Here is a 22,748-nt window from a genome sequence, read left to right as displayed (position 1 = left end):
CCTAAGGTGAGGCTTTGCAGGGGGGCTGTTTGGCCCCGAATCTTCCCGGGATTTGCCTATTTGGTAGGCATAGGTGAGGTTTCTCGGGATTCGGGGCGGGATTGACGTGAGCTTTTACGGGAAAAAAGTACCGTTTTGAGGCGTTTGACGGCGCTCATAGGCTTGAGGTGAGGATTTTCAGGAGCCTTTGCCTGCAATTTCAGCGCCAGCCACGCCTGAGGTGAGAATTTTCGGGATTGACGGAAAGGTGGCCAAAAAAGCTTTGAGGTGAGGCTTTTCAGGACCTCGACACAGTCGAAAAAATGGCAAAGGTGAGGTTTTTCGGGAGCAGTGGGTGTCCACTTACCCGTAAACCCCCGACAAGACTGGAACTTTTGCCGTGCTTTTCGTGATCGTTTTCACGAGAGGTGAGGTTTTTCAGGAGGGTATTGAGCTCCGGAGGAATCTCCTGATTCGGGTTGAGGTGAGATTTTCCGGGATCTTGAGGGAATCGGCGCTGCATTGCACGATTCCTGGTAAGTGTATGAAATTAATGGATATTTTTCGATGTTCGAGTCCTTGGGTGAGATTTTTCGGGAGCATCGCATGGGGTTGAGGTGACCTATGTTTTGGAGAAAGGTGAGGCTTTTCGGGATCGAGCAGGCTGTGAGGCCCCGTATGCCGGTGCTTTTCGTTGGATGTCGTGCATCACCGGTTCGCGACGAAAGGTGAGGTTTTTCGGGGGCTCATGTGCGGATGCGGTAAAACGACGGGTTTGGCGGGCCTCGAGGAGCTGTGGACAACCCTTTTGGAGGCATCGATATGGATCGATGGCGAGCCGGCGAGGTGAATGAATACGGCTCGAATGCGACATCGGAGCCCCACAGACGCCCGTGGCTCCCGGAGTCTCTGACAGCCGCTGGGAGAGCTTCCTGGGGCGATTCCGAGGCGGGAACGCGCCGAAGCTTGCTGGAGCCCATACACGGGGTCGTATCGCGGTGATTGCGTCTGGTCTGACTCGAATGGTGCCGATTGGCTGTGTGCATCGTTGCGCCGTCCTGTCGCCTCACACGGTGAGGCGACAGGACGGCGGGCATGAACCGATGTGCACCGAGGGCATCCATGGATAGCTTGACGCACAGGGGCGGTGAGTGCTTGCCGGAAGCTGTCCGCACCGTGTTGGCCTGCCTGGCAGGGTGACGCCTTCAGAGGGCAGTGCTTCACCCTGACCGGGTGCTCGCTGCTTCGCCGAGGTCGGCTGGCCTCGCGACGATTGACACAGCATTTCGGTGCTGGCAGGCCATTTCCCCTTGTTTTTCGGGGTTTTCATGCTGTGAAACCGGTGATGGTCTGTGCAGATTTTGCGGCCCTTGTCCACGGGAAAATTTTTAAGGTGAGGTGATACGGGAGGGCTCTCGACGCCTCGATATCGGTGCGGCTATCATGCGCGGCCGTGTCACCCGCGACGACAAAGCGGGCGCCGGTATCACAGGTTTTGCCATCGGTGAGCTTTTGCGGGAGCGTCCTGGGGTGAGGCGCTGCGAATCGCGGTGCATCACCGCCTACGGTGAGGGGCTGCTTGTAGACGCCCATCACCGCAGTCGCTATCCTTGCGGGAAACTTTCCTTGTCCGATCCGACGCATGGTTACGAAGCGCGCCAAGAAAACCGATGTGGATGTGGTGAATGCCAGCTCCGCCGAACTACGCAAGGCGGTCGAGGCGATCGCCATCCAGCCGAAGAGCGGCAAGATCACGCTGCTGACGCGCAAGCTCTTCAACGTGTTGCTGGCCGTCGCGCAGCAGGCCGACGATTCCGGCGATACCTACCGGGCGCTGCTGTCCGACATCGTCGCGAACTCGGCTTTCGATTCGAACGACACGGCGCTCGTGAAGGAGCACCTGCGACGCATGGTGTCTGTCCAGGTCGAATGGAGCACCGGCACCTCGAGCCAGAAGCCCGGCCGCAAGTGGGGGATCTCGACATTGATCGCCGATGCGGAAATTCTCGAGGATCCGACCACCCGCCGCGTCTGGGTCGAATTCTCGTTCGCGCCGAAGATCAAGAAGAAGCTGCTCGACCCCGTCCAGTACGCGCGCCTGAGCCTGCAGTTCCAGAGCCAGTTGCGCAGCAGCGCCGGCCTGGCCTTGTACGAGATTTGCGTGCGCTACCTGACCAACCCGAGCCACCTGACGATGCGCGAGCCCTGGGAATGGTGGCGGCCGATCCTGTCGGGCACACCCGACACTGAAGCCGGCGACGAGGCCAAGCGCGAATACAAATACTTCAAGCGCGATTACCTGCGCCCGGCAATCGCCGAGGTGAATGCGGTCACGAATATCTTCGTCGAGCTGATCGAGCATCGCGAAGGCCGTCGCGTGGCCGAGATCCAGTTTCGCGTTTCCGAGCGCAAGCAGCCGATGCTGGCGCTCGACGAACATCCGAACGTATTCGACAGCACGCTGGTCGACCGCATGGTCAAGCTCGGCATTCCCTTGAAGGAAGCGCAGACGCTTTATGCGGACAGCGAGGAAAACCGGATTCGCGCGGCACTCCAGATGACCGAGCAGCGTATGCGCAGCACCACCCTGCCGCCGGTACGCAGTGCCGGGGCGCTGTTCAAGGATGCGCTGAAGAAGGGTTATGCCCCGCCGGTCGACCCGGATGCGCTGCCGGGTACAACGGCCGCGGGCAAGCTGGCGTCGGTGGCATCCGCGGCGGGTTCGCTCGACGATCCGAAGGCGCGGCTGCGCGGCGAATACGACGCCTACCGCCGCAAGGAAGCAAAATCGCTCTACGAGGAACAGGGCCAGGCCGAGCGGGATTTGGCACGGCAATCGTTCGAGACCGATGTGCTGCCGGCTCTTGGTTCGCATCTGCGCGATGACTGGCGCCGGCGCGGACTCGATTCGAAGCTGGTCGAGACGGCATTCTTCGATTGGCTCGCGCTGAAGACCTGGGGCGAACCGACCGACGGTGATCTGCTGGCGTTCACGCTGAATCAGTCGCGAGCAGCTTGAGATACTGAAAATCCAGATCGATCGCGACGCGCTCGAGAATCGGGAAAGGCCGAGTCCTGTTTGAACGGGGCTCGGCCTTTTTGCTTTTCGGGTGCTTGGCTTGAGCGTGCACCGTATCGTTGGCGATATTCCGGCGGCAAGCTCCCCGCGTGCTTCTTTTTCCTGGTCGTGAATCACGCCGGCTTCGACAAAGGCTCCATCAATAAAAACACCCCGGAAGCGGGACTTCCGGGGTGTCTTGTCATGCATTCCGAATCCAGCGAGAGGCGTGGTTCTCTCGCCAAGCCTGGCTGGAACGCTCAGCTGAGCAGCATCTTTTCGAGTTGTTGCAAGATCTCGTCGCGCTTTTCTCGCGACAGGCCGCGCAGGCGGAGCTCAAGGCGGTCGTCACCATAGGACTTCAGGTCACCGACCGTCGAACCATTCATCTTGATCTCATGGCGCTGGGCATAACGCTGCCGCCCTGTCGGCTTGGCGTTTTCTTGCGCGCTCGCCCTGCCCTTCACGATGTCGGCTACCTGTCGTGTGCTGAGGTCGTCGGACAGGATCTTGTTGATCAGGCGCAGCGTGGCGTCGGTACCGCGAGCCGAGTGATAACGGCCGACCTGGTAGGCCATGTTCGAGCCGAAGCGATCGGTACGCGTGACCATTTCCTGCATCACGGCCTCGGGCAGTTTTCCGATCGACAAGGCCACGGCGATCGTCGATTCGTCGATGCCCAGATGCTCGGCCAGCTCCTTCTGGCTCTGGAAGAACTTGTCCTCCAGGAAGCGGCGCCAGACCACAGCGTTGTCGAACACGGTTTGCGAATCGCGCTGGACGTTCAGGTCGTAACCGAGCTTGTAGCTCTCGATGCCGATCGGAATGTCGATCACGATGGCCTTCACCGAATCCTTGTTCGCCTCCTTCAGCGCGCGTACGCGCCGGCCGCCGTCGCTGACGAAGAAGGTGCCGGGGTGCTCGTAGTCGGGGATCACGTGGATCGCCTGCTGCTGCCCTTGTTTCGCGAGATTGACGGCGAGTTCGGCGATCGACGACTTCAGATAGAAGTGCCGCGGATTGAACGGGCTCGCCTTGATCGTCTTCAGCGGCAGTTCGATGATCTGGCCGGGCTGGTAGCGATGCTCGACGCGCCACGCGTGATATTGCGGCGATTCATTGGTCGGCTCCGCCGGCGGCGTCTCGACGATCGTGACAGGGATGTCTTTCTTCGACGATTTCGTTGGTGCCGGCGTTTCCGACTTCACGATCCCGTCGATCGCATTGAGCCGATCGAGCGCCGTCCGCTTTTCGCTGGTGGTGGTATCGGGGCGCGCCTGGAAGCCTTTGGCAAATTGGGAGGGTTTCATTCAAGGTCCTTTATGCGCATAAAGTCAGGGCAGCATGCCGGCGATTTCGTCGGCGCATGCACGGATTTCCGCGGCGGCGAGGCGCGCGCCACGATCGTTCATCTGCAGGACAGTTTGCCCCAGCGCCATTGCCTGCTTATAGGCCTCGCGCGTCGGGATCTGCGTCTTCAGCAGAGGGAAGCCCAATTCTTCGATGGCACGCTTCAGCTCCCGCGTCAGCATGCGTTTCTCTTCAGTCTTGTTCAGCAGAAACACCGCGCGCAGGTCTTCGTTCATGACCTGGGCTTGCTGGATCAGTTTCACGAGGCCGACGCTCGACCAGTAATCGGCCGGTGACGACGAGGTGGGAATGACGGCGACGGTGGCAGCCAATAGCACGACGCCGGAAACCTTCTCGGTGATCGACGGCGGGCAGTCGACCACGATGACGTCGTAGTCGTTGATGAACTTCTTGATCTCGCGATGGATTTGTCCGCCGGCTTCGGCGAGATTGACGACAGGAAACGGGATGCCGTTGTCGCTGTCACCTGACGCGCTTGACCAATGGATGAGCGTGTTTTGGCCATCTGCGTCGACGACGAGGACGCGCTTCCCTTTTTCATGGAATGCCGCGCCGAGGTGCATGGAGATGGTGCTCTTACCGACACCGCCCTTCTGTTGAGTGACCGCAATGATTTCGGCTGCCAATTTGCACTCCTGTTTGGATCGACGAAATTTTACCTGATGAATTTCGTATTTCAATGATTTAGTCGATAACAGGTAAAAGATTGGCCATTCGGCCGATGCGTTTATGCGCATAAAGGTGCCGCGCCAGGGTAAGAGCATGCGTGGCGGGCGTAACTTGGAGATTCGAATCAGTGGGTCCAAAGGGGCGATTCGGGCTTCCGACCACGTGGTGGCTCACCCGGTTTATGCGCATAAAGCTGCAGCGCACGGGCTACGGAGTAGGCGGAGTTGGCCCTCTCCGCAGGGCGGGGTGATTTCTGGAAGACCCCTGATCAAGCAGGCCCCGGCAATGGATTTATGCGCATAAACCCACAACCGTTTGCGCTCCCCTTCTCGAATAAACAGCCCGCGGGCCGAGGTTCAGTCTGGTTCGAACGCTCCCTTCCCGTCGCTACAATAGACGCCCTATCCCGCCCTCTTACCTATACACCCATCCCAATGATCACGATCTACCACAACCCTCGTTGCTCCAAGTCCCGCGAAACCCTGGCCCTGCTCGACACGCTGAATAAACGCGGCGAACCCATCCAGGTAGTCGAGTATTTGAAGACTCCGTTGACCGTCGCGCAATTGAAGACGCTGCATCGCCAACTCGGCCGTCCCCTGCGCGACATGGTTCGGGACAACGAGACCGAATTCAAGGACCTTGGCCTGGGCGACCCTGCCACCGACGAAACCGCGATTTACGCCGCTATTGCAGAGCATCCGATCCTGCTGCAACGCCCGATCGTGGTGGCGAACGATAAAGCCGCGATTGGTCGGCCTCCGGAATCCATCGCTGCCTTGTTTGAATAATTCTTATAAATATTATTTAACCTATTCGATCGCTTGAAACTTGACATGCCTCGTCTTCCGCAACTGTCACGTTTTGCGTTCAAACTAGTGCGCTATGCTGTCCCGCACGTGTGTCGAGCCGGTTTCCTGGCGTCGCCACTTATCCCCCGGCACGCGTAGCCTGAAAGTTATCCACAATTTCTGTGGAAAACCTTGTGGAAAGCCTGCCCGGATCGCCCGCGCCGCCGGACTTGCGCTGGCCTGCCCGCAAATGGCCCGTTGCCATTCGTTGGCGAAGGAATCCGGGCGCATTCTCAATCGAGCGGAAGGAGAACGTGATGACATACCGAATTGCCGTGGTCGTCGGCAGCCTGCGACGCGAGTCGTTCAACCGGGCTCTCGCCAAGGCCGTGATCTCGCTTGCCCCCGATGATTTCGACTTCGAGTTCGCCGATATCGGCAAGCTCGCGCTCTACAGCCAGGATTACGATCCGGCCTTTCCCGCCGAGGCGACCGCCTTCAAGAAACAGATCGAGGAAGCCGATGGCCTGCTGTTCGTGACGCCCGAGTACAACCGCTCGATCCCGGGCGTGCTGAAGAACGCGCTCGACTGGGGTTCACGGCCGTGGGGACACAATTCCTGGAGCGGCAAGCCCGGCGCCGTGCTCGGTACCTCGCCGGGCGCCATCGGCACCGCGCTCGCGCAGCAGCATCTGCGCAACGTGCTGTCCTATCTCGATGTCGCGACGCTCGCGCAGCCCGAGATGTTCATCAAGCACGACACCAGCCGCATCGATGATGAGGGCAAGATCGTCAGCGACGACACGCGCAAGTTCCTGCAGTCCTTCGTCGATCGCTACGCGGATTGGGTGCGTCGCCACGCGACGAAGACGGCCTGAGCGGTCGCTCGGAATATGAGTCGAATGTGAGCTGAACAGGCGCGGCGCGCGGCCGGTGGAGCGGGGCGCGGAATTTCGCCGGCGCACGTCGAGCACTCGGCTCGTTGCCCTGCCCCGCTCCATTTCGCGTTCCTCACCCTGCCGCGCCTCGGGCCACCAACCCGGCCGGCAGGGCAGTCCACCTCCCCTCCCCCGTCCTGCCCGCTTCCACGCCTCAGGCGCGAATCCGTCCGCTCTTGCGCGCATCGCGCGCCTGCCGGATCGCATGCAGCATGTCGTCGAGCAGCCCGATGTCGAAGGGCTTGGAGAGCACGCGCGCATTCACGCGCCGCGTGCGGTCGAGTTCCTCCGCGTAGCCGGTGACGAGGATCACGGGCAGCATGCCCGGGCGTCCCTCGATCTCCTCGGCCAGGTCGATGCCGTTGAGCGTGCCCGGCATGTGGATATCGGAGATCACCAGGTCGAAGGGCCGCGACTCGTCCTCGGGATCGAGCGGCGCGTCGATCAGCGCGAGCGCGTCGTCGGCGTTGGCCGCGTAGGTGACGCGATGGCCGAGCAACGACAGCAGCGCCTCGGTACCGGCGGCCACCTCGCCGTTGTCCTCGACCAGCAGGATGCGCAGGCCTTCCCGCGGCGGATCGGTTTCCAGCGAGGACGCTTCGCGCGACGCGGGCGCGGCGGGCGGCGCCTCGTCGGTGATGCGCGCGCGCGGCAGGTAGAGGCGCACCGTGGTGCCCTCCCCCAGCGCGCTGTCGATCGTGGCGATGCCGCCCGAACGCTCGCAGAACGCGAACACCTGCGGCAGGCCGAGGCCGGTGCCCATGCCCTTCGGCTTGGTGGTGAAGAGCGGCTCGAAGGCGTGCGCGAGCACTTCGGGCGCCATCCCGCTGCCGGTATCGGCCAGCGAGAGCTGCACGAAGTCGCCCGTCAGCGGGAAGCCGTCCTCGTGGCGGAAGGTGATGTTCTGCGCGGCGATCGTGAAGCGCCCGCCGGTCGGCATCGCGTCGCGCGCGTTCACCGACAGGTTGATCACCGCCAGCTCGAGCTCGGCGATATCGACGCGGATCGGCCAGATGCCGGGCGGCATGTCGAACACCAGCGCCGATTTCGATCCCAGCGACGTCTTCAGCAGTTCGCGGCACGAGGAGCCGAGCCATTGCGGCACGTCGATCGTCTCGCTGCGCAGCGGCTGCTTGCGCGCCACCCCGAGCAACTGGCGCGTCAGCGACTGGCCGTTCTTCAGCGCGCGCTCGATGGCCGTCAGCTCGATGTCCAGATGCGCGGCGCCGCGTCGGCGCACGATCTGGATATTGCTCGAGATGATCATCAGCAGGTTGTTGAAATCGTGCGCGACGCTGCCGACCAGGTTGCCGAGCGCCTCCATCTTGCGCGACTGCCGATAGGCCGACTCGATCGAGCGGCGCATCGAGGCCTCGGCCTGCCAGCGGTCCCAGGCCTGCTCCTCGACGCGCAGCCGCTTCAGCGACAGCCAGATCACGCACCACAGCGCCAGCGAGGGCGCGAACATCGAGATGAACAGCACGCTCAGGTGCTCGTACCAGGCGCGCCAGATCGCCGGCGCGCGGTAGGCGCAGATCACGTAGACGGGATAGGAGCCGACCTGGCGGTAGGCGACGATCTCGCTCGCGCCGTCGTGCTCGACGCGGATGATGCCGGCGCGCGGGCTCGAGGCGCTCGCGTTGACGAAGGGTGCCTCGTGTTCGTCGAGCTTTTCGTCGCCGGTCTCGGGCGGCGGCGGATACGAGGCGAGCACCGCGCCGTCGCTGCGCGTGAGCGCCATCGACATCGGCGAGCTCTCGCCGCCGAGCAGGTCGCGATAGAAGGCGTTGAAGTACGAGGATTTCAGCGCGATCGAGACCATCCCCGCGAAGCTGCCGTCGCTGTGCTGGCGCGCCACGCCGGTGTTGAACACCAGGCTCGGCGTGGTGGAGCGCATCGGCCCGCGCATCGGCCGCGAAATGTGCTCGATCACCTTGTTGTCGCGAATGCCGATGAAGTCGTCGCGGTTCGCGATCGAGGCGTGCGGGGCCGGGTAGTACAGGGAATTGGCGAGCAGCATGCCGCTCGCGCCGAAGATCGAGACCGCCGCCACCTGCGGATAGCCGCCGCCGATGGTGTTGAGCGCGTCGTGGATGTCGGCTTCGGACTTGCGCACGGATTCGTCGTCGAGATCCTGGACCAGGTCGACGATGCGCGCGTCGAGCGTCTCGGTCAGGTCGAACACCTTCAGCGCATGCTCCTCGGCCACGCGCACGGTGCGCATGGTGACGTCGCGCGCGGTCGCCTCGCGCGTGCGCAGGTCGTTGTAGGCCATCACGGCGACGTAGACGCAGGGCAGCACGATCGCGGCCAGCAGCAGCACGATCAGCGTGACGCGGCGCACCGCGAAATCGTGCTCGGGCGCGCCCGTCGTAAACGGCGCGTCGTCGTCGTCCTCCCAGTCGGTGGCGGCGGGCGCGGCGGGGCGTGAGGCGTCGTGCCGGAGGGGCTTCATGGTGGGAGCTGCAGCGTGCGGCGGCCTGTCATCGAATGATCGTCATCATAAACGACTCGCGGACACGGGCCGCTCGATCGCTGCCTCAGATCGCCGTGTTGCGCGCGATGCCCGCCAGCAGCTCGGCGAGCGTGTCAGGCTGGGACAGGAACGGCGAATGGCTGCTGTCGAGTGCGTGGACGCGCGTCGGCCGCTCGGGCAGGAAGGCGTCGGCCTCGGTGATGAAGCGCCGCTGCAGCGCCGGCAGGATCACGCGATCCTCGGCACAGGTCACGTAGTGGCGCGCGATCGAGCCCCAGCGCTCGGCCGTGGTCGGGATCGGCGTGGCGAATGGCGCGGTCGGCACGTCCGAGGACATCAGCCGTGTCACGGCGCGGAACGTCGCCTCGTCAACATCCTCGAACAGCGCCTGCTTCAGCGTGGCGAGATAGGCCGCGTCGCGGCTGGCCGGGTTGATGCGCAGCGCGCCGATCGCGCGAGGGCTGGCGCAGATCAGCGAGGCCAGCATCTCGCCATGGTTCTCGGGGGCACGCACGTAGTCGAGACCAGGCACGCCCGAGGCGGGCATGAACGCGGCCAGGTAGACCAGCGCCGCGATCCGCTCCGGCGCCCGCTCGGCCGCGGCCGTGATCGCCACGCCGCCCATGCTGTGGCCGACCAGCACCACGCGCGGGTGGCCGAGCGCGCAAGCGGCATCGATCGCGCGCAGCACCTGCCCGGTGTAATCGTCGAGCGTGGTGGCGGCGACCGGCGATGGCTCCTGGGCCAGCGCCTGCGCATCGCCCTGCCAGAACGCGGCCGGGTAGCGCGCGTTGATGCCATGCGCGGGCAGGTCGCACGCGACGCTCGCATGGCCGCGCGCCGCGAGCGCCGCGCCCAGGCGCTCGTAGGCCCAGGCGCCATGCCAGGCGCCGTGGACCAGCACGAAGGGCAGCGGCGCGGCGGCGTTGCGCGAATGGGTGTCGATGTCGGGATGGCTCACGGCTGTCTCCTGATCCGGTTTCTGTTGTTTTGCCCGGACGGCCTGCCCGGATGGGATGCACGGCGATGATCGCCGCGCAACGATGGTGCCAGAGAGCGGGCTGCTTTGTCGCGACACGCTCGCCTGGCGATGTGAGCGCCCGCTGACCCGCTCCGCGCCGATTTCAGACCAATCCGATATGCGACGCGGCGATCGGCCCTCCAACGCCGCTAAACGGGATGCTTCGCATGACAAACGGCTTTCATCGTGCGCAATCTGTTACGGCGGCGCCACAGCCGGAACCGTTCCCTATTCCATTCGACCGGGTTCTCGGGCTAATTTCCAGGATGCTCCTTCATGACCGCGCCTCATGAATACCGACTACCTGTTCTATCGCCGCCCCGCGACGCCCGGCCCCTACTCGCTCGACGACCTCGGTGACGTCGCGCCGTCGATCGCGCCGGGCGACACGATCCGCGACGCGATCGGCCGCGTGATCGACGGGTTGGCCTGGCGCGAATCCGAATTGGTGCCGGGTGCCTGGTTCGGTGAGGGCGGCGCGCTGTTCCAGTTCACCGTGGAGAGCGACGGCCAGGTCACCAGCTTCATGGGCTCGCGGCTGGACCGCCGCCAGGTGCTGCAACTGGCCCGCGCGATGGGGCTGATCGCCCTCGATCTGCAACGCGACGTGGTGTTCGCCTAGGCTGTCGCGCCTGCGGGGCCCGCGAGCGGCAGCGGGTGTCAAACATTGCTATACTTGCCGCCATTTCCGGCCAAGCATCGGCCAATCAAGCCTGTCTGCGCGTATCGTTCGCGCATCTCGCAAGCCTCTCCATCCCCGCCGGGCATGGCTGTTTTCATCGCCCGCGAGGGTGTCTTAGCGGAGCTCGTCTTGGCCGTTTCCAATCTAGTCGTGGACGACACCCAAACCGACGTCGCTGCCGTCTCATCGGGCAGTTCCTTCTATCGCGCGATGCGGATCCTGCCGGCGGCGCAGCGCGACGCGATGTTCCAGGTCTATGCGTTCTGCCGCGCCGTCGACGATATCGCCGATGACGGCGGCTCGCGCGAGGAACGCGCGGCCGGGCTCGACCGCTGGCGCGTCGACATCGACGCCTGCTACGCCGGCAAGCCGCGCGCCTCGCTGGTGCCGCTCACCGAGGAAATCCGCAAGTTCGGGCTCAAGCGCGAGGATTTCCACGACATGATCGACGGCATGGCGATGGATGCCGCCGAGGACATCTGCGCGCCCGACGACGCCACGCTCGATCTCTATTGCGATCGCGTGGCGAGCTCGGCGGGCCGCTTGTCGGTGCGGATCTTCGGCATGCAGGAAGCGCCCGGCATCGAGCTGGCGCATCACCTCGGCCGCGCGCTGCAGCTGACCAACATCCTGCGCGACATCGACGAGGACGCCGACATCAACCGCTGCTATCTGTCGCGCGAGTTGCTCGAACGCGAGGGCATTCCCGTGACCGATCCGCTCACGATCGCCGCGCATCCGGCGCTACCGGGCGTCTGCGCGACGCTGGCGGAGCGCGCGCTGGCGCATTTCGCGCGCGCCGACGCGATCATGGACGGCGCGCCGCGCGCGCAGGTCAAGGCGCCGCGCATCATGTCCGGCGCCTATCGCTGCATACTCGAGGCCGCGATGGCACGTGGCTTTGCCGCGCCGCGCGCGCCGCTGCGCAAGCCGCGCCTGCGGATGATGCTGATCGCATTGCGCTACGCGTTCTTCTGATCGAATGTCGATGCATGCCTGGGCGATCGGCGGATCGCCCGTCACGCCGCATGGCTGTCCGCCGTGCGCGTGCGCGGAGCACTGTGAGGTAAGTGCCCGCTATCACCGGATGTTGCGCCGTGCCGATGCCGCCGGCCACGCATCCGACGTTCCGACCGGCGGGCTGGCTGCCTTGGTGCGCGCCCTGCCGGAACCTGAAACGTTCGGCCCCGCCTTCGCGCCGGCCGGATTCGCTGTTCGCGGGCGCGCCGGCCGCCGCCCTGCCCGCGTCGATCGACGGGGCGTGCCTTCGGGTAACAACGCACGCGCCGCATGACAAGAGAGGGACCGATGAACGATCTCACCGACTCGACCACACCCGACGGCGCGACACCGAACGCCGCGCCGTCGCCTGCCGCCGGGGCGGCGAACCTGCCTGCCACGTCGGCCGTCACGGCTGCGCAGGACGCGACGCCGACCGTTGCCGATCATGCACCTGCGGCACCTGCAGCACCTGCAGCACCTGCAGCACCTGCAGCAACGGCAGCAACGGCAGCAACGGCAGCAACGGCAGCAACGGCAGCAACGGCAGCAACGGCAGCAACGGCAGCAACGGCAGCAACGGCAGCAACGCCTACGCCGGTCGCCGCCGAGGCAACCACGCAAGCCGCCGCAGCAACTCCCGTCGCGCCCGTCGCCGCCAAGCTTCCCTCCCCCGCCGAACTCGACGCCGCCGTCACGCGCGCGACCGACGCGCTGCTGGCCGCGCAGCAGGCCGATGGCCACTGGGTCTACGAGCTCGAGGCCGATGCGACGATCCCGGCCGAATACGTGTTGCTGGTCCACTACCTCGGCGAGACGCCGAACGCCGAACTCGAGCGCCGGATCGGCCGCTACCTGCGGCGCATCCAGCTGCCCGGCGGCGGCTGGCCGCTGTTCACGGACGGTGCGCCCGACGTCAGCGCGAGCGTGAAGGCCTACTTCGCGCTGAAGATGATCGGCGACGACGTCGAGGCCGAGCACATGGTGCGCGCGCGCCAGGCGATCCACGCGATGGGCGGCGCCGAGATGTCGAACGTCTTCACGCGGATCCAGCTCGCGCTGTTCGGCGTGGTGCCCTGGTTCGCGGTGCCGATGATGCCGGTCGAGATCATGCTGCTGCCGCAGTGGTTCCCGTTCCACCTGTCGAAGGTCTCGTACTGGGCGCGCACGGTGATCGTGCCGCTGCTGGTGCTGAACGCGAAACGCCCGCTGGCGAAGAACCCGCTGGGCGTGCGCGTCGACGAGCTGTTCGTCAATCCGCCCGTCAACACCGGGCTGCTGCCCAAGCAGGGCCACCAGAGCGCCGGCTGGTTCCTGCTGTTCCGCGGCGTCGACGGCCTGCTGCGCCTGACCGACGGGCTGTTTCCGCGCTACTCGCGCGAACGCGCGATCCGTCAGGCCGTGCAGTTCGTCGACGAGCGCCTGAACGGCGAGGATGGCCTCGGCGCGATCTACCCGGCGATGGCGAACTCCGTGATGATGTACGCCGCGCTCGGTTATCCCGAGGACCACCCGAATCGCGCGATCGCGCGCCGCTCGCTCGACAAGCTGCTGGTGATCAAGGACGACGAGAGCGACGAGGCCTATTGCCAGCCCTGCCTGTCACCGGTCTGGGACACCACGCTGGCCGCGCACGCCCTGCTCGAGACCGGCGAGCCGCGTGCCGAGGCAGCCGCGCTGCGCGGTCTCGAATGGCTGCGCCCGTTGCAGATCCTCGACGTGCGCGGCGACTGGATCTCGCGCCGCCCGCACGTGCGCCCCGGCGGCTGGGCCTTCCAGTACGCGAACCCGCATTACCCCGACGTCGACGACACCGCCGTGGTGGTGCTGGCGATGGACCGCGCGGCGCGCCTCACGCAATCGGACGTCGACCGCGACGCGATCGCGCGGGCCCGCGAATGGGTGGTCGGCATGCAGAGCAGCGATGGCGGCTGGGGTGCGTTCGAGCCCGAGAACACCCATCACTACCTGAACAACATTCCCTTCTCCGATCACGGCGCCCTGCTCGACCCGCCCACCGCCGACGTCTCGGGGCGCTGCCTGTCGATGCTCGCGCAGCTCGGCGAGACCGGCCTCAACAGCCAGCCCGCCCAGCGCGCGCTCGACTACCTGCTCGCCGAGCAGGAAGCCGACGGCAGCTGGTATGGCCGCTGGGGCATGAACTACATCTACGGCACCTGGAGCGCGCTCGGCGCGCTGAACGCGGCGGGCCTTGGCCATGACGATCCGCGCGTGAAGCGCGCCGCGCAGTGGCTGCTGTCGATCCAGAATCCCGACGGCGGCTGGGGCGAGGACGGCACCAGCTACAAGCTCGACTATCGCGGCTACGAGCCGGCCACCAGCACCGCCTCGCAGACCGCCTGGGCCCTGCTCGGCCTGATGGCGGCCGGCGAGGTCGATCACGCGGCGGTCGCGCGCGGCATCGACTGGCTGATCGCCGAACAGAAGACGCACGGGCTGTGGGACGAGACGCGCTTCACCGCGACCGGCTTCCCGCGCGTGTTCTACCTGCGCTACCACGGCTATCGCAAGTTCTTCCCGCTGTGGGCGCTGGCGCGCTATCGCGGCCTCAAGCGCGCCGGCACCACGCGCGTGACGGTCGGGATGTGAGGATGGCGACCCAGACCACCCTGGCGCCGGTGATCGCCGTCACCGGCATGGCCTTCGAGGCGAGGATCGCGCGTGGCGAAGGCGTCGAGACCGTCTACGCGGCGCGCGCCGACCGGCTCGAGCGCGCCTTGTCGGAAGCGGTCGAGGGCGGCTGCTCGGGCATCATCAGCTTCGGTACGGCGGGCGGCCTCGCGCCCGATCTGGCGCCAGGCGCGCTGGTCATCGCCGAGGCGATCGACGGCCCGTTCGGCGAGGTGCTCACCGATGCCGGCTGGAACCGCCGGCTGGTGGCCGCGTTGCGCGGCACGCCGGTGGTGCCGAACCTGCGGCTCGGGCGGATCGCGGCGGTCGGCGCGCCGGTCGTCGACGCGCAGCAGAAGGCCGCGCTGCACGCGCGCCACGGCGCGCTCGCCGTCGACATGGAATCGCATATCGCCGGCGCCTTCGCGGCGGCGCGCGGCGTGCCCTTCGCGGTGTGCCGGGCGATCGTCGATCCGTCCTGGCGCACCCTGCCGAGCGCGGCCACCGCCGGCCTGCGCGACGACGGCACCACCACCATCCTGCCGATCCTGCGCGAACTCGCGAAACAACCCTCGCAACTGGGCGCGCTGCTGAAGCTGGCCGGCGACGCGCGCGCGGCCAAGACCACGCTGATCCAGGCGCGTCACGCCTTCGAGCGCGAAGGCGCCTGGCGAGGCGTCTGAGTCGAGCCACGGCGATTCCTGCCGATAACGCCCTCGCCTTGCGAGGGCGTTTTTTCTTCCTCGCTCGTTCCCCTCTTCCGTATCGACACAGCCCGAGTGCCGGCGCCACGGCCGTGTTGTCGTCTCGTTCGTCGTGACAACATTTGTTGTTGATGCGTATAATTTCGGCCCATGTGTTGTCGATCTGTTGCATTGGCCCGCCCTCGCCTTCGATCGACATCCGCCCCCGAATTTCCAGCGACCGAAGCGCATCGATGAAAGCACTCCACCCCGTCGTGATCGCCGGCACGCCGCGCGAGATCGGCCGCCGGCTCGCCGGCGATGCCCGCATTGCCAGCGTCGAGACCAGCGCGGCCCGTACCTCGGTGACGAGCGTCGAGGCGCGCTACGGCCACGCCAACCACCTCGTGCGTCCCGGGCCGAACGCCGATGCCGACGCGCAGATCGTCACCGCTTCGTCGCGCGATCGGCAGGCGCGGCTCGACGCGTTGCTGCCCGCGCTTGCCGCGACGGACCTCGACGCGCTGGCCGGCGTGCTCGCCGATCGCGGTGGCGCGGGCCTGCCGATCTTCCGTGACGATCCGGCCGATCCCGACGACGAAAACACGCTCGCGACCGCCCTCTTCGAGATCGACCGGCACAGCGTCGATTGCTCGGTGAGACGCGATGGCGTGACGGGTTTCGCGCTGCGCGTGACGCGCGAGGCCGCCTGACCCGAACCGCGGCCGGCAACCGCATCGCGCGGCGCCGATGGCATTCACGAACCCGTCTTCCAGCAGCCAGCAGGAGCAAACACGATCATGACCAAGGTATTTCATCGCGCCCCGCGCGCGACCCTTCCCGTCGCGGTGGCCGGCGACGGCATCGAGCTCATCGACTCGACGGGCAAGCGCTACATCGACGCCTGCGGCGGCGCGGCCGTTTCCTGCCTCGGCCACAGCAACACGCGCGTGATCGAGGCGATCAAGCGGCAAGCCGAGCGTCTGCCTTACGCGCATAGCTCGTTCTTCACCACCGAGCCCGTCGAGGAACTGGCCGATCGCCTGATCGAGGCGGCACCGGCCGGGCTCGGCCACGTGTATTTCACGTCGGGCGGCTCGGAATCGATCGAGGCGGCGCTGAAGCTGGCGCGCCAGTATTTCGTCGAGATCGGCCAGCCGGCACGCCGCCACTTCATCGCGCGGCGCCAGAGCTATCACGGCAATACGCTCGGCGCGCTGGCGATCGGCGGCAACCCGTGGCGCCGTGAGCCCTTCCTGCCGCTGCTGATCGACGCGCATCACGTGAGCCCCTGCTACGCCTATCGCGAGCAGCGCGCCGACGAAAGCGAGGAAGCCTTCGCCCAGCGGCTCGCCGATGAACTCGAGAACCGGATCCTGGAACTGGGTTCGGATACGGTCGCGGCCTTCGTCGCGGAGACCGTGGTGGGCGCGACGGCCGGCGCGGTGCCGCCGGTGCGCGCATATTTCCGCAAGGTCCGCGCCGTCTGCGATAAATACGGTGTCCTGCTGATCCTCGACGAGATCATGTCGGGCATGGGCCGCACCGGGCATCTGTTCGCCTGCGAGGAGGACGGCATCGCGCCCGACATCCTGACCATCGCCAAGGGGCTCGGCGCCGGTTATCAGCCGATCGGCGCGACGCTCGCCAGCGACCGGATCTATGACGCGATCGTGGGCGGCACCGGGTTCTTCCAGCACGGGCACACCTATATCGGCCATGCCACCGCCTGCGCGGCCGCGCTCGAGGTGCAGCGCGTGATCGCCGAGGAAGGCCTGCTCGACAACGTGCGCGAGCGCGGCGAACAGTTGCGCGCGCAACTTCATGAGCGTTTCGCCGATCACGAAGCCGTCGGCGACGTGCGCGGGCGCGGCCTGTTCGTCGGCGTCGAATTCGTCGCCGATCGCGGCACCAGGCAGCCCTTCGATCCTTCCCTGCGCCTGCATGCGGCCCTGCGGCGCGAGGCGATGGCGCGCGGCTTGATGGTCTACCCGATGGGCGGCACGGTCGACGGCCGGCAGGGCGACCACGTGCTGCTGGCACCGCCCTTCATCTGCTCGGCCGAGCAAATCGATATCATCGTCGAGCGGCTGGCGCAGTCGCTCGACGCGGCGCTGGCATCGAGCGGCGCCGCGCGCTGAAGCGCCCCGGCGCTTCGAGGGCCGCCGGCAGGCGCCACGATCGACATCGATCGCTGCCTGCCCGCCGCGCCCCGCCTTCCACTCCAATCCGGACTTCCGACATGACGAACCGCCTTCCCCCGTTCGATACCGCGAGCGCCTCCGACGAACAGCGCGCCGTGCTCGACGAAATCCTGGCCGGCCCGCGCGGCAACCTCAACGGACCCTTCCTCGGCTGGATCCACAGCCCGGTGCTGGCCCAGCATGCGCAGCGGCTCGGCGCGTTCTGCCGCTACCAAACGGGCTTGCCGCTGCGCCTGTCCGAGCTGGCGATCCTGGCCACCGCCGCGCGCTGGCGCTCGCAGGCCGAGTGGCACATCCATCTGCCGATCGCCCTGGACGCCGGCGTGCCGGCGGCGGTGGCCGAAGCGATCCGGCGCGGCGAGACGCCCGTCTTCGACGACGCCGACGATGCGCTGGTCCACCGTTTCGCGACCGAGCTCTACGACACGCAGCGCGTGAGCGACGCGACCTACGACGCGGCGCTCGCGCGCTTCGGCCATGAGGTGGTGATCAACCTGGTGGGCTTGCTCGGCTATTACGCGCTGGTGGCGATGACGCTGAACGTGTTCGGGATGCGCGCGAACGGCCAGCAGACATTGCCGTTCGCGGAGTGAGGCGGAAAAACAGGGGAGATGAGACTGGCGCGCGTTCGGGTCGAAGGCGTTCGCCTGCCCGGGATGGCGAGGCTCGGTTGAGCGTCGCCGTGACCGCGTCGAGGCGTGGTCGCAGCGGCCGGCTCGATGCAGCCGGCCCGCTGCACGCTACTCAGTGCGGCACGCTCAACGAGCAGCCGGCGCGCTGGCCGGCGCCGCGGCAGGCACGGCCGGTGCCAGCGGCGAGGACGGCACCGCGGTAGCGGCCGCGCCCGATGCCGCCGCGGCACCCGCCGCCGCGCCCGATGCACCGGCGGCCGGTGCCGCCGTGTTCGCGCCCGGATCCTCGTAGTTCGGCAGGCCCGAGGGTTCGCCGCTCGCGCCGCCGCCGCTCGAGCCCGGATCATCATAGTTCGGCAGCCCGCTCGGCAGCGTGCCCTGCGAGGCCGCGCCCGCGCCGCCGTGATAGGTGGCCGAGCGGCGCTGCTGCGTGTAGGCGTCGCGCACGAACGAATACTTGTCGAGCGCGGCCTGCTGCAGCAGGTCCGAGGCGCCGAGCAGGTCGGCGCGCGCGCTGATGAACTGCGCGATGTACATCGGGTTGCGCACCGCCGGCTCGATGTAGTTGAGCAGGTTGAAGCGCACGTCCACCGCGCGGCCCACGCCGTCGCGGAACGAGCTGGGGCCGAACACCGGCAGCACCAGGTAGGGGCCCGCGGGCACGCCCCAGCGCGCCAGCGTCAGGCCGAAGTCCTGGTGATGCTTGGGCAGGCCGGCCACCGTGGCCACGTCGAACAGGCCCGCCACGCCGAACACCGAATTGATCACCACCCGCATCACGTCCTCGGTGGCGTCGGTCACGCGCAGTTGCAGCAGGTTGTTCGCGGCATTGCCGAGATCGCCGAGGTTCGAGAAGAAGCTGCTGATCGCGGTGCGCAGCGGGCTCGGCGTGATCTTCTGGTAGCCGCGCGCGATCGGCACGGCGATATGCGTGTCGACCGTGTCGTTGAAGGTGAAGATGGCACGGTTCATCGGCTCGAGCGGGTCGCCCGGGGTCCGGTTGGGGCCGGTCGCGCAGCCGCTCAGCAGCGCGCCGGCCAGCGTGGCCGCGGCAGTGATTCGGAGTTTATTCATCGATTTCGGGGGATTGGGGGGCGCGTGGCACGCGCGGTTTGCCCATCAGCACGGGCTGGAACACCACGGCGCCGATCAGCGTACAGGACAGCGCGAGCGCGAGCAGCTTGCCCATGCTCGCCGTCCCCGGATGATGCGATAACCACAGGCTGCCGAAGGCGGTGGCCGTGGTCGCGGCGCTGAACAGCACCGCGTGCGTGAGGCTCGAATGCAGCAGGCCGGTCTGGCCCGCGCGCCATGCCATCACGAAGTACACCTTGAAGGCCACGCCGACGCCCAGCATCAGCGGCAGCGCGATGATGTTGGCGAAGTTCAGCGACATGCCCAGCAGCACGCACAGCTCCAGCGTGACCACGCCCGACACCAGCAGCGGCACCAGCGTGCGCAGCACGTCGCCGAAGCGGCGCAGGGTGATCCACAGCAGGACCGTGATCGACAGGATCGACAGGCCCGCGGCCTGCAGGAAGGCCTTGATGATGGTGTCGGCCGAATGCAGGATCGAGATCGGGCCGCCGATGGTGGCCGGCTCGGCCTGCTTCACGGCCTGCGCGAAGTGGCGCAGCATCACGTCGTCGCCGGGATCGACGCCGGGCGGCACCTTCGGCGAGATCTGCACCAGCGCGCGGCCGTCGGGCGCGACCCAGTCGTTGACCATCTGCGGCGGCAGGTTGGCGCGCGTGATCTCGTAGGGCTGCAGCAGCGAGGCGAGCTGGCCGAGCGCGATCTTCAGCGTGCTGGAGAAGGCGAGTTCGGCGCGATCGCGCGCGGCCGGATCGGCGGCCGCCAGCTTGGCGAGCGATTCCGACAGATGCTTGGCCTCGGCCGCGCCGGGGCCCGGATGATCCTCCACCGCGTAGCCGAGCAGGGCCGAGGCGCGCTTGAGCGCGGCCACGCGCTGCGCGTCGCTGGCGGTCGGCGCGGGCTGCTGGCTCAGCGCCGGCAGCAGGGAATCGGCGGCGGTCTTGATGATGGCGAGCTTCTCGGGCTGCTCGGCGGGCAGGAACGACGACAGCGTGGTGGTGCGGCCCACCTCCGGCAGCTTGGCCAGGCGCGCCGCGGCGGCGTCGGCCGCGGCCAGCGTGGGCGCCAGCATGTGCACGTCGTTGACCGAGGCTTCCGGCGAATCCTTCAGCGCGATCAGGGTGGCCATCGACTCGCTGTGCGGATCCTTCAGGTGCAGCGGGTTGAAGTCGAAGTGCAGGCGCGTGAGCAGCGGCAGGGCGCCGATCACCACCACCAGGGTGCCGATCAGGATCGGCTTGCGGTGGCGGTCGAGGTAGTCGTCGACCGGCGCGAGGCGCGGGAAGCCCGGCGCCTTCGCCTCGCCGGGCGGGTGCATCAGCTTGAGCAGGGCCGGCAGCAGCGTCATGGTGGTGAACAGCGCGACGAACATGCCGACGCCGGCGATCAGGCCCAGCTCCGAGACGCCGCGATAGGCGGTCGGCAGGAACGAGAAGAAGCTCGCGGCCACCGCGGCGGTGGCCAGCGAGAGCGGCACGCCCATCGAATGCGCGGCGCCCAGCAGCGCGTGATCGAGGTTCGGGTCGCGATGGCGTTCCTCGCGGTACTTCACGCCGTACTGGATCGCGAAATCGACGCCGAGCCCGACGAACAGCACCATGAAGGCCACCGAGATCATGTTCAGCGAGCCGACCATCGCCAGGCCCAGCGCGGCCGTCACCACCAGGCCCACCACCAGCGTGATCAGCACCGCGCCGATCATGCGCTTGGAGCGCAGCGCCAGCCACAGGATGATCAGCACCACGATCAGCGTGCCGATGCCGTTGAGCGCCGCGCCGTCCTGCACCGAGGCGAATTCCTCGTCGGCCAGCGGTTGCTCGCCGGTGAGCCGGACCACCGCGCCGAAGCGCTTGTCGAGCTGCAGCGAGGCGGCCGTCTCGCGGATCGTGCGCTCGGTCTGCTCGCCGGCCTTCAGCGCGCCGTAGTTGACCATCGGCTCGACCGTCACGAACGCGAAGGCGGGCTGCCTGGCGGCATCGCTGTCGACCAGCGCGCGCCACGAGAAGGCGGCCGGCCGGCCGGCCAGCACGTCGTCCACCGAGGCGGCGGCGCGGCCGAGCAGGGTCTTCATGCCGGGCAGGGTGACCTGGCCGGTCAGGAGCGGCTGGCCGAGCGTGGTGGACAGCGTGGTGGCCAGGCCGGTGACGCTCGGGTCCTTGGCCAGCGTGTTGACCAGCGGGCGCGCGTCGGCGAGCTTGGAGGTGGTCTTGGCGAGCTCGGCGGGCGACAGGAACAGCAGCGCGTCGCGCTCGAACAGCGGGCCGCCGGCCGGCAGCGAGACCTGGCCGATGCGGCCGGCCCGGGTGTCCTTGTCGAGCGCGGCGGCCAGCGCGTCGGCGGCGGCCGAGGCGAATTCCGGCGCGGGCGCCTCGACCACGGCCAACAGCGTCTGGCTGCGCTGCGGGAAGGCGTCGTCGACGGCCTTTCCAAGTGCCGCCCATTGCGGTTCGTTGTCGATCAGCTTGCTGACATCGGTATTGATCTTGAAATGCTGGACGGTATAGACGCCGGCGAAGGCGGCGATCAGGAGCGACAGCACGACGACCAGGATCGGTCGCCGTACCGACCAGGCAACGAGTCGGACGAGTAGGGTTGTCAGCATTGGGCGGGCTGGCGGGGGCGGGCCTCGGGCAAAAGTGACCAAGTATACCGGCGCGGCGGTTTCGGAGGCGGCTAGGTCCGCGCCCCGTTTTCGACGGCCGGCGTGGTAGAAACGGTGCCGGACCAGATCGCGCCCGGCCGGAACAGGATGTCATCGGGCGGTGACAAACGTAAGCGTGGCGTAACGAAGCTTTCCGGCGCGGTCTCCGGGGGCGCCGCGCGCGGGATTGGCCGCTATACTGTTTCGATCCGGAGCCATTGGCGCCGGCTTCTTTTTTTCGAGAGCAAGAGAACGCATGAAACGTCATCTGATTGCATTCGTCGCGGCGGCGGCCGTCTCCGTCACGGTTTTCGCGCAGAGCGCGCCTGTCGACGTGGTCCGCTCCGCGGTCGAGGGGACCGTCAACGCCATGAAGGCGGATCCCGCCGCGCGCGGTGGCGACATGGCCAAGATCACGCAGGTCGTCGAGACGCGTTTCCTGCCGGTGGCGAACTTCGAGCGCACCACCCGGATCGCCGTCGGCAGCGCCTGGAGCCAGGCGAGCCCGGCGCAGCAGCAGGAGCTCTACAAGCAATTTCGGCTCCTGATGACGCGCACCTACGCGGCTTCGCTGGCCCAGCTCGGCAGCCAGGACGCGAAGTTCACCTTCAAGGCCGGCGGCGGCAACGCCACCGACGCGCTGGTCCAGTCCACCGTGAGCACGCCGGGCGATACGCAGAACGTCGGCTACCGGCTCGGCAAGGAAGGCAACGACTGGAAGATCTACGACATCGACATGTCCGGGGCCTGGCTGATCCAGGTCTACCAGGGGCAGTTCAAGTCGCAACTGGCCGCGGGCGGGATCGACGGCCTGATCAGCTTCCTGCAGAAGCACAACGCGCGCGTCAACTGAGCCGGCACGCGTTCGCGCGGCCGCC

General features: G+C 66.9%; 17 protein-coding genes and 1 pseudogene. 11 read left to right on the top strand and 7 right to left on the bottom strand.

Features of this window, described 5'->3' with window-relative positions:
• Nucleotides 1-1,305: 1,305 nt before the first annotated feature.
• Nucleotides 1,306-1,572: a hypothetical protein gene (locus FB600_RS16180; protein ID WP_138110674.1), complete on the bottom strand. Its 267-nt coding sequence runs from the start codon at nt 1,570-1,572 to the stop codon at nt 1,306-1,308.
• Nucleotides 1,573-1,621: 49 nt separating this feature from the next.
• Between FB600_RS16180 and FB600_RS16175 the strand changes: the two genes are divergently transcribed.
• A complete protein-coding gene (locus FB600_RS16175) occupies nt 1,622-2,998 on the top strand; it encodes a replication initiation protein (protein WP_036055180.1) in 1,377 nt (458 codons plus the stop codon).
• A 299-nt stretch (nt 2,999-3,297) separates the two neighbouring features.
• Here the strand turns inward: FB600_RS16175 and FB600_RS16170 are convergent, their stop codons facing one another.
• Both FB600_RS16170 and parA read right to left on the bottom strand, forming a co-directional pair.
• The gene (locus FB600_RS16170) at nt 3,298-4,347 is read right to left on the bottom strand and encodes a ParB/RepB/Spo0J family partition protein (RefSeq protein ID WP_096752142.1); all 1,050 of its coding nucleotides are present in this window, start codon (nt 4,345-4,347) and stop codon (nt 3,298-3,300) included.
• A 24-nt stretch (nt 4,348-4,371) separates the two neighbouring features.
• On the bottom strand, nt 4,372-5,034 hold the full coding sequence (parA, locus tag FB600_RS16165) for a ParA family partition ATPase (protein ID WP_013688816.1): 663 nt from the start codon (nt 5,032-5,034) through the stop codon (nt 4,372-4,374).
• Nucleotides 5,035-5,511: 477 nt separating this feature from the next.
• Between parA and arsC the strand changes: the two genes are divergently transcribed.
• The gene (arsC, locus tag FB600_RS16160) at nt 5,512-5,868 is read left to right on the top strand and encodes an arsenate reductase (glutaredoxin) (protein WP_096752141.1); all 357 of its coding nucleotides are present in this window, start codon (nt 5,512-5,514) and stop codon (nt 5,866-5,868) included.
• Between the two features lie 317 nt (nt 5,869-6,185).
• Nucleotides 6,186-6,746 carry an NADPH-dependent FMN reductase gene (locus FB600_RS16155; RefSeq protein ID WP_025100229.1) on the top strand — a complete coding sequence of 187 codons (561 nt, stop codon included), beginning with the start codon at nt 6,186-6,188 and terminating at the stop codon, nt 6,744-6,746.
• Nucleotides 6,747-6,960: 214 nt separating this feature from the next.
• On the opposite strand, the gene FB600_RS16150 is transcribed toward FB600_RS16155, so the two are convergent.
• Nucleotides 6,961-9,261, bottom strand: a complete 2,301-nt coding sequence (locus tag FB600_RS16150; protein WP_096752140.1) for a hybrid sensor histidine kinase/response regulator — start codon at nt 9,259-9,261, stop codon at nt 6,961-6,963.
• Nucleotides 9,262-9,346: 85 nt separating this feature from the next.
• Nucleotides 9,347-10,243, bottom strand: coding sequence for an alpha/beta fold hydrolase (locus tag FB600_RS16145; protein WP_096752139.1), 897 nt, complete (start codon nt 10,241-10,243; stop codon nt 9,347-9,349).
• Nucleotides 10,244-10,592: 349 nt separating this feature from the next.
• Here FB600_RS16145 and FB600_RS16140 point away from each other — a divergent pair, with 349 nt between their 5' ends.
• The 7 genes and pseudogenes from FB600_RS16140 (at nt 10,593) to FB600_RS16110 (ending at nt 18,095) form a co-directional block, all read left to right on the top strand.
• Entirely contained in the window at nt 10,593-10,925 is a 333-nt protein-coding gene (locus FB600_RS16140) for a hypothetical protein (protein ID WP_013691729.1), read from the top strand.
• Nucleotides 10,926-11,114: 189 nt separating this feature from the next.
• Nucleotides 11,115-11,963: a presqualene diphosphate synthase HpnD gene (hpnD, locus tag FB600_RS16135; protein ID WP_036028459.1), complete on the top strand. Its 849-nt coding sequence runs from the start codon at nt 11,115-11,117 to the stop codon at nt 11,961-11,963.
• 330 nt (nt 11,964-12,293) lie between these two features.
• Entirely contained in the window at nt 12,294-14,594 is a 2,301-nt protein-coding gene (shc, locus tag FB600_RS16130) for a squalene--hopene cyclase (protein ID WP_145756960.1), read from the top strand.
• Between the two features lie 2 nt (nt 14,595-14,596).
• Nucleotides 14,597-15,298 carry a phosphorylase gene (locus FB600_RS16125; protein WP_025100235.1) on the top strand — a complete coding sequence of 234 codons (702 nt, stop codon included), beginning with the start codon at nt 14,597-14,599 and terminating at the stop codon, nt 15,296-15,298.
• A 314-nt stretch (nt 15,299-15,612) separates the two neighbouring features.
• Nucleotides 15,613-16,011: pseudogene (locus FB600_RS16120) on the top strand (carcinine hydrolase/isopenicillin-N N-acyltransferase family protein); the annotation flags it as partial.
• Between the two features lie 87 nt (nt 16,012-16,098).
• Nucleotides 16,099-17,439: an aspartate aminotransferase family protein gene (locus FB600_RS16115; protein WP_145756961.1), complete on the top strand. Its 1,341-nt coding sequence runs from the start codon at nt 16,099-16,101 to the stop codon at nt 17,437-17,439.
• A gap of 101 nt (nt 17,440-17,540) precedes the next feature.
• The gene (locus FB600_RS16110; RefSeq protein ID WP_036055186.1) at nt 17,541-18,095 is read left to right on the top strand and encodes a carboxymuconolactone decarboxylase family protein; all 555 of its coding nucleotides are present in this window, start codon (nt 17,541-17,543) and stop codon (nt 18,093-18,095) included.
• 165 nt (nt 18,096-18,260) lie between these two features.
• Here FB600_RS16110 and FB600_RS16105 read toward each other — a convergent pair whose 3' ends face one another.
• Both FB600_RS16105 and FB600_RS16100 read right to left on the bottom strand, forming a co-directional pair.
• The gene (locus FB600_RS16105; protein WP_145756962.1) at nt 18,261-19,208 is read right to left on the bottom strand and encodes a VacJ family lipoprotein; all 948 of its coding nucleotides are present in this window, start codon (nt 19,206-19,208) and stop codon (nt 18,261-18,263) included.
• Complete coding sequence (locus FB600_RS16100; protein ID WP_145756963.1) at nt 19,201-21,831, bottom strand: MMPL family transporter; 2,631 nt, start codon at nt 21,829-21,831, stop codon at nt 19,201-19,203. The genes FB600_RS16105 and FB600_RS16100 overlap by 8 nt, the downstream gene beginning before the upstream one ends.
• 295 nt (nt 21,832-22,126) lie before the next feature.
• Here FB600_RS16100 and FB600_RS16095 point away from each other — a divergent pair, with 295 nt between their 5' ends.
• Complete coding sequence (locus FB600_RS16095; protein ID WP_145756964.1) at nt 22,127-22,723, top strand: phospholipid-binding protein MlaC; 597 nt, start codon at nt 22,127-22,129, stop codon at nt 22,721-22,723.
• Nucleotides 22,724-22,748: the final 25 nt, after the last annotated feature.

The organism is Burkholderia sp. SJZ089 (genome assembly GCF_007828315.1).
Taxonomy (GTDB): Bacteria; Pseudomonadota; Gammaproteobacteria; order Burkholderiales; family Burkholderiaceae; genus Burkholderia; species Burkholderia gladioli.
Note: the sequence above shows the minus strand (reverse complement) of the source record. Positions and strands in the feature narration are given on the sequence as shown.

Bases quoted from the DNA above. Each gene is read 5' to 3' on its own strand.
- FB600_RS16175 (WP_036055180.1), top strand. From the start codon at position 1,622: ATGGTTACGAAGCGCGCCAAGAAAACCGATGTGGATGTGGTGAATGCC.
- FB600_RS16110 (WP_036055186.1), top strand. From the start codon at position 17,541: ATGACGAACCGCCTTCCCCCGTTCGATACCGCGAGCGCCTCCGACGAA.
- FB600_RS16155 (WP_025100229.1), top strand. From the start codon at position 6,186: ATGACATACCGAATTGCCGTGGTCGTCGGCAGCCTGCGACGCGAGTCG.
- FB600_RS16100 (WP_145756963.1), bottom strand. From the start codon at position 21,831: ATGCTGACAACCCTACTCGTCCGACTCGTTGCCTGGTCGGTACGGCGA.
- arsC (WP_096752141.1), top strand. From the start codon at position 5,512: ATGATCACGATCTACCACAACCCTCGTTGCTCCAAGTCCCGCGAAACC.
- FB600_RS16180 (WP_138110674.1), bottom strand. From the start codon at position 1,572: ATGGGCGTCTACAAGCAGCCCCTCACCGTAGGCGGTGATGCACCGCGA.
- shc (WP_145756960.1), top strand. From the start codon at position 12,294: ATGAACGATCTCACCGACTCGACCACACCCGACGGCGCGACACCGAAC.
- FB600_RS16095 (WP_145756964.1), top strand. From the start codon at position 22,127: ATGAAACGTCATCTGATTGCATTCGTCGCGGCGGCGGCCGTCTCCGTC.
- FB600_RS16170 (WP_096752142.1), bottom strand. From the start codon at position 4,347: ATGAAACCCTCCCAATTTGCCAAAGGCTTCCAGGCGCGCCCCGATACC.
- FB600_RS16150 (WP_096752140.1), bottom strand. From the start codon at position 9,261: ATGAAGCCCCTCCGGCACGACGCCTCACGCCCCGCCGCGCCCGCCGCC.
- FB600_RS16115 (WP_145756961.1), top strand. From the start codon at position 16,099: ATGACCAAGGTATTTCATCGCGCCCCGCGCGCGACCCTTCCCGTCGCG.
- FB600_RS16140 (WP_013691729.1), top strand. From the start codon at position 10,593: ATGAATACCGACTACCTGTTCTATCGCCGCCCCGCGACGCCCGGCCCC.
- FB600_RS16105 (WP_145756962.1), bottom strand. From the start codon at position 19,208: ATGAATAAACTCCGAATCACTGCCGCGGCCACGCTGGCCGGCGCGCTG.
- FB600_RS16125 (WP_025100235.1), top strand. From the start codon at position 14,597: ATGGCGACCCAGACCACCCTGGCGCCGGTGATCGCCGTCACCGGCATG.